Raw genomic sequence first — 13,573 nt, forward strand, 5'->3', positions numbered from 1 at the left:
GGTCAGCCGAAGCGGACCGCGATCAGCGCCACGTCGTCCCGGTGGTCGAGCGCCCCGCTCACGGCCGCGTCGCACAGCTCGCCCGGTCCGGCATCGACCGGGGCCTTCCTCACCCGTTCGCACAACGCGTGGATCCCCTGGTCCAGATCCCGGCCAGGCCGCTCGACGAGGCCGTCGGTGTAGGCGAGCAGCGTCGAGCCGTCCGGCACCGGCAGGACGACGGACTCGCGGTGCGTGGAGGCGTCCACGCCGACGAGCATCCCGGTGATCTCGCTCAGGATGCGGACACTGCCGTCGGGCGTGCGCAGCAGCATCGGTGGATGCCCCGCGTTGGCGATGTGCAGCTCCCACGGCGCCCCGTCGCGGACGGGCCGGACGGCGCGCGCGTAGACCATCGTCGCGAGCGAGGCGACCCGCAGCCCCTGCACCAGGCGGTCGACCCGGGCGAGGACGGTGCCCGGATCGGCGTCCTCGGCGTCCCAGAGGCAGGCGCGCAGGAGGCCCCGCAGGTGGCCCATGGCGGCAGCGGCCGCCACGTCGTGTCCGACGACGTCACCGACGACCACACCCACCGAGCCGTCGGGCAGCGCCAGCAGGTCGTAGAAGTCGCCACCGACGTCGGCGGCCGACGACGCGCTGACGTAATGGGCCGCGGACTCGATCCCGGGCACCTCGGGCAGCTCGGGCAGGAGCGAGCGCTGCAGGGTGTCGGCGACGGTGTGCTCGCGCTGGTACAGGCGGACGTTGTCGATCGCCAGGGCCGCCCTGGCGGCGAGGTCGGAGGCGAGCCCGACGTCGTCGGAGCCGAACGCCTGCCGGTCGCCGTCCCGGATCAGGGCGATCGCACCGAGCGTGCGACGCCGGGCGACCATGGGCACGGTGAGGACATGAGCGCCGGAGATCCGCTCGAACGCCTCGAGCGCGCCGGGATAGGTGAACACGGCAGCGCGGTCCTCGGCGGACAGGTCGTTCATCACCACCGGGCGGGAGCTGGCCATGCTCCGGCGGCTGGGTGAACCCGGGCCGAGGTGCAGCACGTGCAGTGCGGCGAACTCGGCGAGTTCCTCCTCGCGGCCGTCCCGGTGGCGGGAGGCGAAGTCGCGGACGTCGCCGTAGTCGTCGAGCAGCGTGACGAACGCCCAGTCGGCCAGGCGGGGGACGTACAGGCCGGCCAGCCGGTCGAGGAGCTCGGCCATGTCCAGCGTGGCGATCAGCGTGCTCGTGGCCTCGGCCATGAGGGCGAGCCGGGCCTGGGCCTCCTCGGCGCCGGCCCGCGCGTGCTCCGCGTCGGTGCGGGCCTGCTCGGCGATCGCCCTGGCGAGCTCGGCCTCGTGGCGGGCCGCCTTCTCCGCGGTGAATGCCGCCTCCCGCTCGCGCTCCACCCGGACGCGCTCCGTGACGTCGGTCTGGACGCCCACGAAGCTCACGAGCGTCCCGGCACCGTCGAAGACCGGGCTGATCGACAGCTGGTTCCAGAACGCGGTGCCGTCCTTGCGGTAGTTCAGCAGGGTGGCGGTGACCGTGCGCTCCTCCGCGAGGGCGGCCCGGATCTCCGCGACGGCCGCGGGATCGGTCGCGGGACCCTGCAGGAAGCGGCAGTTCCGCCCCACCGCCTCCTCGGCCCCGTAGCCGGTGATCCGCGTGAACGACGGGTTGACCCAGATGAGCGGGTTGTCCGGCAGCCGGGGGTCGGTGATGGCGAACGTGATGTCGGTGGCGATGACGGCCCGCTCGCGGAGGGCCTGCAGGTAGGCCTCGGGGTCCTCCGCCTGCTCGACGGGGTCGAGCTGGAGGAAGACGACGAGGGCCAGCGACTGCTCGCTGTCCGCCTGCGACAGCGGGAAGCCGGTCACCCAGAGCAGCTGCTCGTCCGAACCGCCGTCGGTCGCGCGCTGCTGCTCGGTGCTGGTGCCGGGCGCCATCCGCACGGCCTCCCCGGTGACGGGCCGGCCCTGGGCGACCGCGGACAGGGGACCGCTGCTGCTCGCCAGCGGGCCGCCGCCGAGGTCGGTGAGCCCGGCCGCCGCACCCCAGGTGTCGACGTCGACGGGCAGGCGGACGTTCCCGGCCAGCTGGACCGCGGCGGTGTTGGCGTAGATGACGGTGCTGGCGGCGCGGTCGATGACCAGGACGGCCACGGGGACGTCGGCGAGGACCGCCGGCAGCGTCGCACTGGCTCCCCCGTCGCGGGAGACCGCGGCGCTGGCGGCTGTCACGATGCCCGCCTGCTGGCCGAGCTCGTCGTCCGCGTCGATCAGGGCCGGCGGCGCAGTCGACGCCGACGCGAGGTCGGCGACGGACTCCAGCGCACGCTGCGGTACGGAGGAGGGCGGACGACGGTCGCGCTCGGACGGCACGCCTGCTATTTAACCGTGCACCGCCTGAGTCGAACCATGATCGGGCTCGGCAGGGGTGTGGCCCCGGGTCGTCCGGGGAACGGAGGATGCGGCCTGTTCGTCACCCGGGGCGGACCGGACCTGCGAGGAGGGACCGCCATGGGACTGCTCGATCGGCTCTTCGGCCGGAACCGTCGGGACGACGCCCACGGCTACGCCTCCCCCTACCAGGAGCCTGCGCGGGCGCCCCGGGAGGCGCTGCCCGACGAGCAGGCCGTGGCGCGGTACCGGTACCTGCTGCGCACCGCCCCGCCCGAGCAGATCGAGCAGGCGCACACCGAGGCGTTCGCCCAGCTGACGGTCGACCAGCGGCAGCAGGTGCTGGCCCAGCTGGCCGCGGCTGTGCCCGCGGGTGAGCGTCCGCGGACCGACGACCCGGAGACGCTGGCCCGCGTGGCCACCCGGGCGGAGATGCGCCAGCCGGGCACGCTCGAGCGGGCACTCGGCGGCTACGGCCCGGGCTACGGGGCCGGGGGCCCGGGCGGGTACGGCGGCGGTTACCGCGGTGGCTACGGCGGTGGCTACGGCGGGCCGGGCATGGGCAGCATGATCGGCGGCAGCCTGCTCGGCACCATCGGTGGCCTGGTCATCGGCACGGCGGTCGCCGATGCGCTGTTCGACACCGGCCTCGGCGACGGCGGCCTGTTCGGGGGCGGTGACGAGGAGGCCTACGCCGAGGGCTACCAGGACGGCGCCGGAGCCGACGGCGGGGGCGGCGACTACGGGGGCGACCCGAACGCGGACTTCGCCGGCGGCGCCGACAACGGCTGGGACGGCGGTGGCGGCGACTACGGCGGCGGCGACTTCGGTGGCGGGGACTTCTGAGCCGGCGGCCTGCGGCGCAGCAGGAGCAGCCCGAGCACCGGCAGGACGAGCGGGACGAAGTAGTAGCCGCGGCCGTAGGCCGACCACACCGTCTCGTCGGGGAACGCGGCCGGATCGGCCAGCGAGAGCGTGCCCACCACCAGGACGCCGACCAGTTCCACGGTGATCGCGGCCAGCGCCGTCCGCCGGCCCCGCCGGCCGCCCCCGACCAGGCCGACGGTCGCGACGGCGTAGACGGCGGCGGCGAACGCGGACAGCAGGTAGGCGACCGGGGCGTCGGAGAAACGGGTGCTCAGCTGGACCGCCGCGCGCGCCCCGGCGGCCAGCGCGAAGGTGCCGTAGACAGCGACCAGCACCCGGCCGGCGCCGCTGCCGCCCGGCGCGCCCGCTCCCGTGTCCGTCGCGCGCTCGCCCAGGGCACGGTTCTCACGCACCGGTCGCCTCCCACAGCTGCAGCAGGCGCCAGACCATGACGCCGACCACGGCGCCGGCCACCGCGAGCACCGTGCCCGCCCAGCGGGTCCGCTCGGTGCGGGCCCAGAGCACGCCCGCCACCGGCACGAGCACCACCCCCACCACATAGCTGACGAAGGTGGCGGTGTCCGGTGGCCGGTCCCCGCCGACCAGGGCGGCAGCCGCGACGGCGGCCTGGACGAGCAGAACCGCCTCGAGCACGGCGGCGACGACGAGGTGGACCAGACCGATCCGCCGGCGCGCGAGCGTCGACGCGACGCCGAGGACCACCAGCAGGACGGCGACCACGGTGGCCGCCTGGACGAGGAGGGGCCTCACGGGCGCGGGTCGGCGGGCGCGTCGGGAGGCTGCACGGCTCCATCTTCCCGGAGTCCCGGCAGCCGGCCGCCGTGGGCTAACGGTGCACGGTGGACATGTCGGGGTAGCGGTCGCCCTCGGCCACGCCGACCGGCGCCGCCTCGTCCAGCCGGCGCAGGTCCTCGGGGGTCAGCTCGACGTCCGCGGCCGCGGCGTTCTCCTCCAGGTAGGCGACCCGCTTCGTCCCCGGAATGGGCACGATCGTCGGTCTGCCCACCCCGCCGCCCCCGGCCGGCCGGCCGGCTCCGTCGCCCTGCGCCATCACCCAGGCCAGGGCGAGCTGGCTTGCGGTGATCCCCTTCTCGTCGGCGATCTCGCGGACGCGGTCGACCAGCTCGAGGTTCTGCTGGAAGGCCTCGCCCTGGAACCGCGGACTGCGGCGGCGGAAGTCGTCGGGCGCGAGGTCCTCGACCGTGCGGATCTGCCCGGAGAGGAATCCGCGGCCGATCGGTGAGTAGGCGACGAAGCCGATGCCGAGCTCGGCGCAGGTGGCCAGGACGCCGTCGTCCTCCGGGTCACGGGTCCACAGCGAGTACTCCGTCTGCACCGCCGTCACCGGCTGGACCGCGTGCGCGCGGCGGATGGTCTCCGGCGCCGCCTCGGAGATGCCGACGGCGCGCACCTTGCCGGCCGCCACCAGCTCGCGCAGGGCACCCCAGGTGTCCTCGACGGGCACGGTGGTGTCCACCCGGTGCTGGTAGTAGAGGTCGATGACGTCCACGCCCAGGCGCTGCAGGGACGCGTCGCAGGCGGCGTGCACGTAGTCCGGCCGGCCGTTCACGCCGCGGTAGGACCCATCTTCGCCGCGCTCGTTGCCGAACTTCGTGGCCAGCACGACCTCGTCGCGGCGGCCGGCGATCGCGCGGCCGACCAGCCGCTCGTTGGTGAACGGGCCGTACATGTCGGCGGTGTCGAGGAAGGTGACGCCGAGGTCGAGAGCGCGGTGGATCGTCCGCTCGGCTTCCTGCTGGTCCCCCGTTCCGTAGAACTCGCTCATCCCCATGCAGCCCAGCCCCTCGGCAGAGACGGTCAGGTCGCCGAGTGTCCGTGTGCGCATGGATTTCTCCTGCCCTTCGCTACCCGGGGGTAACCACCGCGTGGGTCGCTCGTTGGGACAGCGCACACACCGCTTGCACCACAGTCAGTGACCCGCGAGGAGTGCCATGAACCGGTCGATCCGCCGAGCGCTGGGGGCGGGGAGCCTGACGGTCGTCGCGACGGCACTCGCCGTCGCGCCCGCATCCGCCGCCCCTTCCGCAGCCCCCGTCCAGGACTTCCTCGCCCAGCAGCTGTCCACGCTGTCCGGCGCCACGACCCTGATGGTTCACGGGACGGACATCGCGGCCGCACGCGCGGCGGTCGGCGCGACCGGCATGCGCACCGTCACCGAGTTCGAGCGGATCGGCGTCGTGGTGGCGTCCGGCACCGCCGACCAGATCGAGGCCGCCCGCACCCAGCCGGGCGTCGTCTACCTCGAGGGCAACACCCCGATCTCCTTCTCCCAGGAGACGTCCAACACCGCCACCCGCGGGGCCGTGGCCGAGCAGACCTTCACGGGCGCGAACGGCCGGGCACTGGACGGCAGCGGCGTCTCGGTCGCCGTCATCGACTCCGGCATCGACCCCACGCACCCCTACTTCCGGAACCCCGACGGCTCCAGCGCCGTCGTCGCGAACCTGAAGAGCGTCTGCCTCGTCGAGTCGAACACCGAACCCGACTGCGTCATCCCTGTCCCGGGCGTCGTCGACACCGACACCATCTCCGGCGGGGGGCACGGGACGCACGTCAGCGGCATCGTCGCCGGCCGGCCGACGGAGCTGGCGGACGGCGGATCGCTCCAGGGCGCCGCCGCCGGCGCGAGCCTGGTGTCCATCTCGACCGGCGCCGTCCTGCTCATCGTCGGCGCCGACTCGGCGCTGAACTGGGTGCTGGAGAACCACGAGGCGCCCTGCGGCGCAGGTGTCCCCGCCGACGTCTGCCCGCCGATCAAGGTCACGAACAACTCCTACGGCCCGTCCGGCGGCGGCGAGTTCGACCCGAACTCGGCCACGGTCAAGCTGCAGCGGGCACTCGTCGCGGAGGGCGTCGTCACGGTCTGGGCAGCGGGCAACGACGGCGGCGACGGCACGGCGTCGGTCACCAACCCGTCGGGCCAGGACCCGACCGGCGGCATCCTCTCGGTCGCCTCGTACTACGACCAGGACACCGGCACCCGGGACGGCGTGGTCAGCGAGTACTCCTCCCGCGGCGACGCGACCGAGCCGTCCACCTGGCCCGACCTCTCGGCACCGGGCGAGAACATCACGTCGTCCTGCCGCCTCTACCTGCCGATCTGCTCGACGGGCCTGGACCCGCGCAACGGGCCGGGCGCGCTGGACATCGGCACGTTCAACACCATCAGCGGCACCTCGATGGCGGCTCCGCACATCGCGGGCATCGTCGCTCAGCTCTTCCAGGCCGACCCCTCGGCCACGCCGGCGGAGATCGAGGCGGCGCTGAAGGGCACCACGCACCGCTACACGGACGGCGCCCCCTACGAGACCGTCGGCGGCTACGCGACGTCCTTCGACAAGGGCACCGGCCTCGTCGACGTCGTCGCGGCGGTCGGCCGGCTCACCGGAGCCGCCGCGTAGAACCACTGGATGGGATGGGTGGAAGGACGAGGGCGGCTCCCGGGTGGGGGAGCCGCCCTCGCTCGTGTTCCACGTGGAACGGCTGTGTAAGGACGGCGTGAACTGGCTCACGACGCGCCGTGCCCGCGTCGCGGGGCCCCGCGGCCGCTGGTTGGATCGGCACGTATGTGTGGGCTGTGCGGCGAGATCACGTTCGACGGAACCCTGGCCGACACGACCGCGGTCGCCCGGATGGTCGAGTCCCTCGTGCCCCGGGGACCGGATGGTCAGGGGGTCGCGAGCTTCGGCCGGGTGGCGTTCGGCCACCGCCGGCTGTCGGTCATCGACCTGTCCACCTGCGGCTCCCAGCCGATGGTGGACAACGAGCTCGGCCTGACCGCCGTCTTCAACGGCTGCATCTACGACTACCAGGAGCTGCGGGCCGAGCTGGAGGGCCACGGCTACCGCTTCTTCTCCCACAGCGACACCGAGGTCATCCTCAAGGGGTACGCCCACTGGGGCACCGACGTCGTCGACCACCTGCACGGCATGTTCGCGTTCGCGATCCACGAGCGGGACTCCGGTCGCGTCGTCCTCGCCCGTGACCGCCTGGGCATCAAGCCGCTGTACCTGGCCGAGACACCGGGCCGGCTCCGGTTCGCCTCGACGCTCCCTGCCCTGCTGCGCGCGGGCGACGTCGACACTTCCGTCGACCCGGTCGCCCTCCACCACTACCTCACCTGGCACGCCGTCGTCCCCGCGCCGCGGACGCTGCTGAACGGCGTCCGCAAGCTGCCGCCGGCGACCGTCCGGGTCGTCGAGCCCGACGGCACGAGTCGGGAGCACCGCTTCTGGGAGCCGCGCTACGAGCGCCGTCCCGAGCACGCGGGCTGGTCGGCGCGGGACTGGGAGGACGCCGTCGAGGAGGCGCTCCGGGTCGCCGTCCGCCGCCGGCTGGTCGCCGACATCCCGGTGGGCGTGCTGCTCTCCGGCGGCCTGGACTCCAGCCTGATCGTCGGGTTGCTCGCCCAGGAGGGGCAGACCGGGCTGGCGACCTACTCGATCGGCTTCGAGTCCGTCGCCGGGCAGGAGGGCGACGAGTTCGCCTACTCCGACGTCATCGCGCAGCACTTCGGCACCGACCACCACCGGATCCGGGTCGGCTCCGACGAGCTCGCGGGGGCCCTCGGGCACGCCATCGGGGCGATGGCCGAGCCGATGGTCAGCCACGACGTCGTGGCCTTCGACCTGCTCAGCGAGCGGGTCTCGCAGACGATCCGGGTCGTGCAGTCCGGGCAGGGCGCGGACGAGGTCTTCGCCGGCTACCACTGGTACCCGCCGCTGGCGGGGCTGGACCGCGAGGCCGGCATCGCCGAGTACTCCCGACGGTTCTTCGATCGCGACCACGCCGCGATGCGGGCGATCGTCTCCGACCGGTACGCCCTCGCCGAGGACCCGAGCCTGGCGTTCGTCCGGGCGCACATGACCCGGGACGGCGCGGAGACCTCCGTGGACGCCGCCCTGCGCCTGGACAGCGAGATCATGCTGGTCGACGACCCGGTCAAGCGCGTGGACAACATGTCCATGGCCTGGGGCCTGGAGGCCCGCGTCCCGTTCCTCGACCACGACCTGGTCGAGCTGGCCGCCCTGTGCCCCCCGGAGCTGAAGCTCGCCGACGGCGGCAAGGGCGTCCTCAAGGCGATCGGGCGCCGGATCATCCCGTCGGAGGTCATCGACCGGCCCAAGGGCTACTTCCCGGTGCCGGCCATCACCCACCTCGAGGGCAAGGTGCTCGACCTGGTCCGGGACGCGCTGGCGAGCGAGCCGGCGCGCGACCGCGCCCTGTTCCGCCCCGAGTACGTCCGGGAGCTCCTCGCCGACCCCAACGGGGAGCTCACCCCGCTCAAGGGCAACAAGCTCTGGCAGCTGGGGCTGCTCGAGCTCTGGCTGCAGACCAACGGGGTCTGAGCGTGACCGGGACCCCCCGGGTCGCCGGGCACCGGCGGAGGACGCCGGTGCCCTCGGCGCCGGCCATCACCAGCCGCTCCTGGAAGCAGCCGTCCCAGCACCAGCTGCGGGGCATGCAGACCGACGTCGTCCTCGACCTCGGCTGGGGGCGGCTGGTCTTCGGCCAGACGTTCGGCGACCTGCGCGGCATCGTCGACGCGCTGCGTGCCGAGGAGGCCGGCGAGCGCGACATCTGCATCTACCCCCGCGACCCGCACGTGCTGGTCGGGCTGGCGCCGGACGAGCTGTTCATCGACCCGAGCTACACCTACCGCCTCGACCTGTACCGGTACCGCCCGCGCTCGGAGCTCATCCGCGGCGTCTTCGTGCGCACGGTGACCTCCGAGGTCGAGATGGAGCTCATCAACGACATCTACGCCCTCAACGGGATGGTCACCGGCGACACCGACGTCATGTGGCGCAACCACCGCACCCGGACGTTCACCTACCTGGTGGCCGAGGACCGGCGCACGGGGAAGATCGTCGGCACGGTCACCGGGGTCGATCACGACCTGGCCTTCGGGGACCCCGAGGCCGGCACGAGCCTGTGGTGCCTGGCCGTGCACGCCCAGGACGCCCCGCCGGGCACGGGTGAGGCGCTGGTCCGGGTGCTGGCCGAGCGTTACGTCGGCCGGGGCCGTGCCTACCTGGACCTCTCGGTCATGCACGACAACGCGGCGGCGATCGCGCTCTACCGGAAGCTGGGGTTCAACCGGGTCGCCGCGGTCTGCGTCAAGCGCAAGAACCCGATCAACACCTCGCTGTACGCCGCCCGGCCCCCCGGTCTGGACGACCTCAACGTCTATTCGCGAATCATCGCCGACGAGGCGCTGCGCCGCGGGATCCGGGTCGAGGTGACCGATCCGCTGTCCGGCGAGATGCGGCTGTCGATCGGCGGACGGACGGTGCTGACGTTGGAGTCGCTGTCGGAGTTCACGACGGCGGTGGCCCTGAGCCGCTGCGACGACAAGCGGGTCACCCGCCGGATCATGGAGCGGGCCGGCGTCCGGGTGGCGAAGGGGACCGTCGCCTGCGAGGGCGACCTGGTCGCGGCCCGCGCTCTGCTCGCCGAGGTCGGCGAGGCCGTGGTGAAGCCGGCTCGGGGCGAGCAGGGGCGGGGGATCACCGTCGGGGTGACCGACGAGGCGGGGCTGGAGCGCGCGGTGGCCGCGGCGCTGCAGTTCTGCCCCGACGTCCTCGTCGAGGAACTGGTGCCCGGGGAGGACCTCCGCGTCATCGTGATCGACCGGCAGGTCGTCGCGGCCGCCGTCCGCCGGCCGGCGGAGATCCTCGCCGACGGCCGGCACACGGTCACCGAGCTGATCCGCTCGACCAGCATCCGCCGCGAGCGGGCCACCGAGGGGGAGTCGCGGATCCCCCTCGACGACATCACCGCCGAGGTGGTCGCCGAGGCCGGCTGGGGGATGGACGACGTCCCGCCGAACGGCACCCGGATCCGCGTCCGGCGGACGGCGAACCTGCACACCGGCGGAACCATCGAGGACGTCACCAGTCGCCTGCACCCGGACATCGCCGACGCCTCGGTCCGGGCCGCCACGGCGCTCGGCATCCCGGTGACGGGTCTGGACTTCCTGGTCCCCGACCTCGACGGCCCCGACTACGTCTTCATCGAGGCCAACGAGCGGCCGGGGCTGGCCAACCACGAGCCGCAGCCGGTCGTCGAGCGGTTCGTCGACCTGCTGTTCCCCGAGACCCGCCGCCGGTAGTAGCCAGAACCGCCATTTCGGCACGTCCTCGGGCGTGCCGAAATGGCGGTTTCGGCACCTAGAGGTGGAGTTCGGCGCGGATCTCGAGGTCGTGCTGACCCACCCACGGCACGGAGCCCACCGCGCCGGGGGTCGCGGAGAACCGGGGCGCGGCGTTCGGCTGCAGGGTGCCGTCGACCTCGACGAACACGCCGCGCGCCGTGTTGTGCCCGTCGGACGTCGCCTCGAGCAGGGACCAGACGGGCGCCACGCAGGCATCGGTGCCTTCGAAGACGGCCCACCACTCCGCACGGGTCCGGCCGGCGAAGACCTCGGTGAATCGCTCTCGCAGGGCAGCCCACTGCCGCGGGTCGGTGCGGTCGGGCAGCGACTCGTCCCCGGCCAGACCCAGACCGTCGAGCAGGGCCGCGTAGAACTGTTCCTCCAGCGCCCCCACCGCGACGAACTGCCCGTCGGCGCACCGGTAGACGTCGTAGAAGGGCGCACCGGTGTCGAGCAGGTTCCGGCCGCGCCGGTCGATCCAGGAGCCGCTCGCGAGCATCCCGTGGATCATCGTCGTCAGGACGGCGGTGCCGTCGACGATGGCGGCGTCCACGACCTGGCCCTCACCGGTCGCCCGAGCGTGCACGAGCGCCGCCAGGGCCCCCAGCGCCAGGAACACTCCCCCGCCGCCGAAGTCGCCCAGCAGGTTCATCGGGGGAGCGGGCCGCTCGTCGGGCCGACCGGTCGCGCCCAGCGCACCGGAGAGCCCGATGTACCCGATGTCGTGGCCCGCGCTGCTGGCCAGCGGCCCCGTCTGGCCCCAGCCGGTCATCCGGCCGTAGACCAGCGCCGGGTTGAGCGCGAGCAGCTCGTCCGGTCCGAGGCCGAGGCGCTCCATGACCCCGGGCCGGAAACCCTCGAGCAGGACGTCGGTCCGCTGGACCAGCGCCCGGACCACCTGCAGGTCGTCGTCGTCCTTGAGGTCGAGGGCGATCGACCGCTTGCCGCGGTCGAGAAGCGAGGTGGCCCCCAGGGCGCCGATCAGCCCGCCGCGGGCGCCGCGGCGGTCGATCCGCACGACGTCCGCGCCCAGGTCGGCCATCAGCATGCCGCAGAACGGACCCGGTCCCAGGCCGGCGAACTCGACGACCCGTACGCCCTGCAGCGGTCCCAAGGCCACTCCTCCCGTGCTGCGGGCCGCCCTCGTGCGACCCTCCCGGAGGGCATGCTGCCCGACGCGATCGAGGGGGAGGGCGGCGGACCGATGGCCTACGTCCTGGCCGCCCTCGGAGGTGCGCTCGGTGCGCTCGCCCGGTGGGCGGCGACCGAGGCCGTCGCCCCGTCCGGCGGCTGGCCCTGGGCGACCCTGCTGGTCAACCTCACCGGGTGCTTCCTGCTGGGCGTTCTCCTCGGGGCGGTCGGCCGTCGCTCGCCCGAGCCCTCCTGGGTGAAGCCGTTCCTGGGCGTCGGCGTCCTCGGGGGCTACACGACCTACTCCGCGTTCGCCGTCGAGGTGGTCGAGCTCGTGGACGACGGCGCGCTCCCCCTCGCCGCCGGGTACGTGCTGGCGTCCGTCCTCGGTGGGGTGCTCGCGGTGGCGGCCGGAGCGGTGTGCGCGGGACGGACGGCCCGGTGACCGCCCTGCTCGTCGTGGCCGGTGCCCTCGTCGGAGCGCCGCTGCGGCTGCTCGCGACCCGGATCGCCGGCCGCGGCGGGCGCGATCCGGCTCCCGGGACGCTCGCGGTGAACGTCGTCGGCAGCGGGGTGCTCGGCGTCGTCCTCGGCTGGTCCGCCGTCCCCGGGGAGGTGGTGGCGCTGGTGGGCACCGGCTTCATCGGCACCCTCACCACCTTCTCCACGTTCGGCGCGGACGTCGTCCGGCTGACCGAGCAGCGCGCACTCGCGCGGGCGCTGGCCTACCTCGCGGCCACCCTCGTCCTCGGGCTGGGAGCCGCGGCGGCCGGGTACGCGCTGTCCCGTTAGGCTCGGCAGCGGTATGGGGGACAACTCGGAAGACCGCATCGGCGCGGACAGTCCTGTGATCGTGGTCGCCAACCGGCTTCCGGTCGACCAGGTCGTCGGGCCGGACGGCGACACGCACTGGCAGCGCAGCCCGGGCGGCCTGGTGACGGCGCTGGAGCCCTTCGTGGCCGGTCGCGGCGGTGCCTGGGTGGGCTGGTCCGGGTCCGCCGGTGACGCGCCCGAGCCGTTCGAGTCCGGTGGCATGTCGCTGATCCCGGTGCCGCTCACCGAGGAGGAGGTCGACCGCTACTACGAGGGCATGTCGAACGCCTCTCTGTGGCCGCTGTACCACGACGTCGTCGAGAAGCCCGAGTACCACCGGACCTGGTGGGACACCTACGTCCAGGTCAACAAGCGCTTCGCCGAGCGGGCCGCGGCCGTCGCCGGCGAGGGCGCGATCGTGTGGGTGCACGACTACCAGTTGCAGCTCGTCCCCGCACTCCTGCGCCAACAGCGACCCGATCTCACCATCGGGTTCTTCCTGCACATCCCCTTCCCGCCCTACGAGCTGTTCACCCAGCTCCCGTGGCGGTCGGCGATCGTCGAGGGCCTGCTCGGGGCCGACCTGGTCGGCTTCCAGCGGCCCGCCGCGGGGTCGAACTTCGTCCAGCTCGCCCGCCGGCTGCACGACCTGCCCGCCCGCAAGCACCTGATCGAGTACGACGGACGGACGGTCGCCGCGCGCGCCTTCCCCATCTCGATCGACGTCGCCGCCTTCGACGAGCTGGCCAGCTCCCCCGAGGTGCTCGCGCGCGCGGAGGAGATCCGCAAGGAGCTCGGCAACCCGTCGAAGATCATCCTGGGCGTCGACCGGCTGGACTACACCAAGGGCATCGGCGTGCGCCTGGCCGCGTTCGAGGAACTGCTCGAGGACGGCGCGGTGGAGGCCCCGGACACCGTCCTCGTCCAGGTGGCCACGCCCAGCCGCGAGCGCGTGGAGCACTACGTGCACATGCGGGAGACCATCGAGCAGCAGGTCGGCCACATCAACGGCGTCTTCGGGTCCATCGCCGGGCCGGCCGTGCACTACTTCAACCAGTCCATGCCGCGCGAGGAGCTGGCCGCCCTCTACCGGGCGGCCGACGTCATGCTCGTGACGCCGTACCGCGACGGCATGAACCTCGTCGCGAAGGAGTACGTCGCCGCACGGGGCGACCTCGGCGGCACGCTG

General features: G+C 73.5%; 12 protein-coding genes. 7 read left to right on the forward strand and 5 right to left on the reverse strand.

Annotated elements, in window-relative coordinates:
* Positions 1-2 precede the first annotated feature (2 nt).
* Positions 3-2,357: a SpoIIE family protein phosphatase gene (locus E4P40_RS12120; RefSeq protein ID WP_245160292.1), complete on the reverse strand. Its 2,355-nt coding sequence runs from the start codon at positions 2,355-2,357 to the stop codon at positions 3-5.
* Positions 2,358-2,495: 138 nt separating this feature from the next.
* On the opposite strand from E4P40_RS12120, the gene E4P40_RS12125 reads away from it, so the two are divergent.
* Positions 2,496-3,221, forward strand: a complete 726-nt coding sequence (locus E4P40_RS12125; RefSeq protein ID WP_135158856.1) for a hypothetical protein — start codon at positions 2,496-2,498, stop codon at positions 3,219-3,221.
* Here E4P40_RS12125 and E4P40_RS12130 read toward each other — a convergent pair.
* The 3 genes from E4P40_RS12130 to E4P40_RS12140 form a co-directional block, all read right to left on the reverse strand.
* Positions 3,185-3,655, reverse strand: coding sequence for a hypothetical protein (locus tag E4P40_RS12130; RefSeq protein ID WP_245160291.1), 471 nt, complete (start codon positions 3,653-3,655; stop codon positions 3,185-3,187). The genes E4P40_RS12125 and E4P40_RS12130 overlap by 37 nt on opposite strands.
* Positions 3,648-4,013 (reverse strand): hypothetical protein, encoded by a 366-nt coding sequence (locus E4P40_RS12135; protein ID WP_135158855.1) that lies wholly within the window; start codon positions 4,011-4,013, stop codon positions 3,648-3,650. The genes E4P40_RS12130 and E4P40_RS12135 overlap by 8 nt, the downstream gene beginning before the upstream one ends.
* Before the next feature lie 76 nt (positions 4,014-4,089).
* Positions 4,090-5,109, reverse strand: coding sequence for an aldo/keto reductase (locus E4P40_RS12140; RefSeq protein ID WP_135158854.1), 1,020 nt, complete (start codon positions 5,107-5,109; stop codon positions 4,090-4,092).
* A 106-nt stretch (positions 5,110-5,215) separates the two neighbouring features.
* On the opposite strand from E4P40_RS12140, the gene E4P40_RS12145 reads away from it, so the two are divergent.
* The 3 genes from E4P40_RS12145 (at position 5,216) to ngg (ending at position 10,398) form a co-directional block, all read left to right on the forward strand.
* Positions 5,216-6,685: a S8 family serine peptidase gene (locus E4P40_RS12145; RefSeq protein WP_135158853.1), complete on the forward strand. Its 1,470-nt coding sequence runs from the start codon at positions 5,216-5,218 to the stop codon at positions 6,683-6,685.
* A gap of 165 nt (positions 6,686-6,850) precedes the next feature.
* A complete protein-coding gene (locus E4P40_RS12150) occupies positions 6,851-8,632 on the forward strand; it encodes an N-acetylglutaminylglutamine amidotransferase (protein ID WP_135158852.1) in 1,782 nt (593 codons plus the stop codon).
* A gap of 2 nt (positions 8,633-8,634) precedes the next feature.
* Positions 8,635-10,398, forward strand: coding sequence for an N-acetylglutaminylglutamine synthetase (ngg, locus tag E4P40_RS12155; RefSeq protein ID WP_245160290.1), 1,764 nt, complete (start codon positions 8,635-8,637; stop codon positions 10,396-10,398).
* Positions 10,399-10,456: 58 nt separating this feature from the next.
* Here the strand turns inward: ngg and E4P40_RS12160 are convergent, their stop codons facing one another.
* The gene (locus tag E4P40_RS12160; protein ID WP_245160289.1) at positions 10,457-11,560 is read right to left on the reverse strand and encodes a CaiB/BaiF CoA-transferase family protein; all 1,104 of its coding nucleotides are present in this window, start codon (positions 11,558-11,560) and stop codon (positions 10,457-10,459) included.
* A 45-nt stretch (positions 11,561-11,605) separates the two neighbouring features.
* Between E4P40_RS12160 and crcB the strand changes: the two genes are divergently transcribed.
* The 3 genes from crcB to E4P40_RS12175 form a co-directional block, all read left to right on the forward strand.
* Positions 11,606-12,016, forward strand: a complete 411-nt coding sequence (gene crcB, locus E4P40_RS12165; protein ID WP_245160288.1) for a fluoride efflux transporter CrcB — start codon at positions 11,606-11,608, stop codon at positions 12,014-12,016.
* Positions 12,013-12,363, forward strand: coding sequence for a CrcB family protein (locus E4P40_RS12170; RefSeq protein WP_135158851.1), 351 nt, complete (start codon positions 12,013-12,015; stop codon positions 12,361-12,363). Before crcB ends, E4P40_RS12170 begins: the two co-directional genes overlap by 4 nt.
* Positions 12,364-12,376: 13 nt before the next feature.
* A partial coding sequence (locus tag E4P40_RS12175) for a trehalose-6-phosphate synthase (protein WP_135158850.1) occupies positions 12,377-13,573 on the forward strand: 1,197 nt, incomplete at its 3' end.

The sequence above is a fragment of the Blastococcus sp. CT_GayMR20 genome (assembly GCF_004570345.1).

Excerpts from the sequence above, each read along its gene's own strand:
- E4P40_RS12125 (WP_135158856.1), top strand. The coding sequence starts at position 2,496 with ATGGGACTGCTCGATCGGCTCTTCGGCCGGAACCGTCGGGACGACGCC.
- E4P40_RS12140 (WP_135158854.1), bottom strand. The coding sequence starts at position 5,109 with ATGCGCACACGGACACTCGGCGACCTGACCGTCTCTGCCGAGGGGCTG.
- E4P40_RS12145 (WP_135158853.1), top strand. The coding sequence starts at position 5,216 with ATGAACCGGTCGATCCGCCGAGCGCTGGGGGCGGGGAGCCTGACGGTC.
- E4P40_RS12150 (WP_135158852.1), top strand. The coding sequence starts at position 6,851 with ATGTGTGGGCTGTGCGGCGAGATCACGTTCGACGGAACCCTGGCCGAC.
- crcB (WP_245160288.1), top strand. The coding sequence starts at position 11,606 with ATGCTGCCCGACGCGATCGAGGGGGAGGGCGGCGGACCGATGGCCTAC.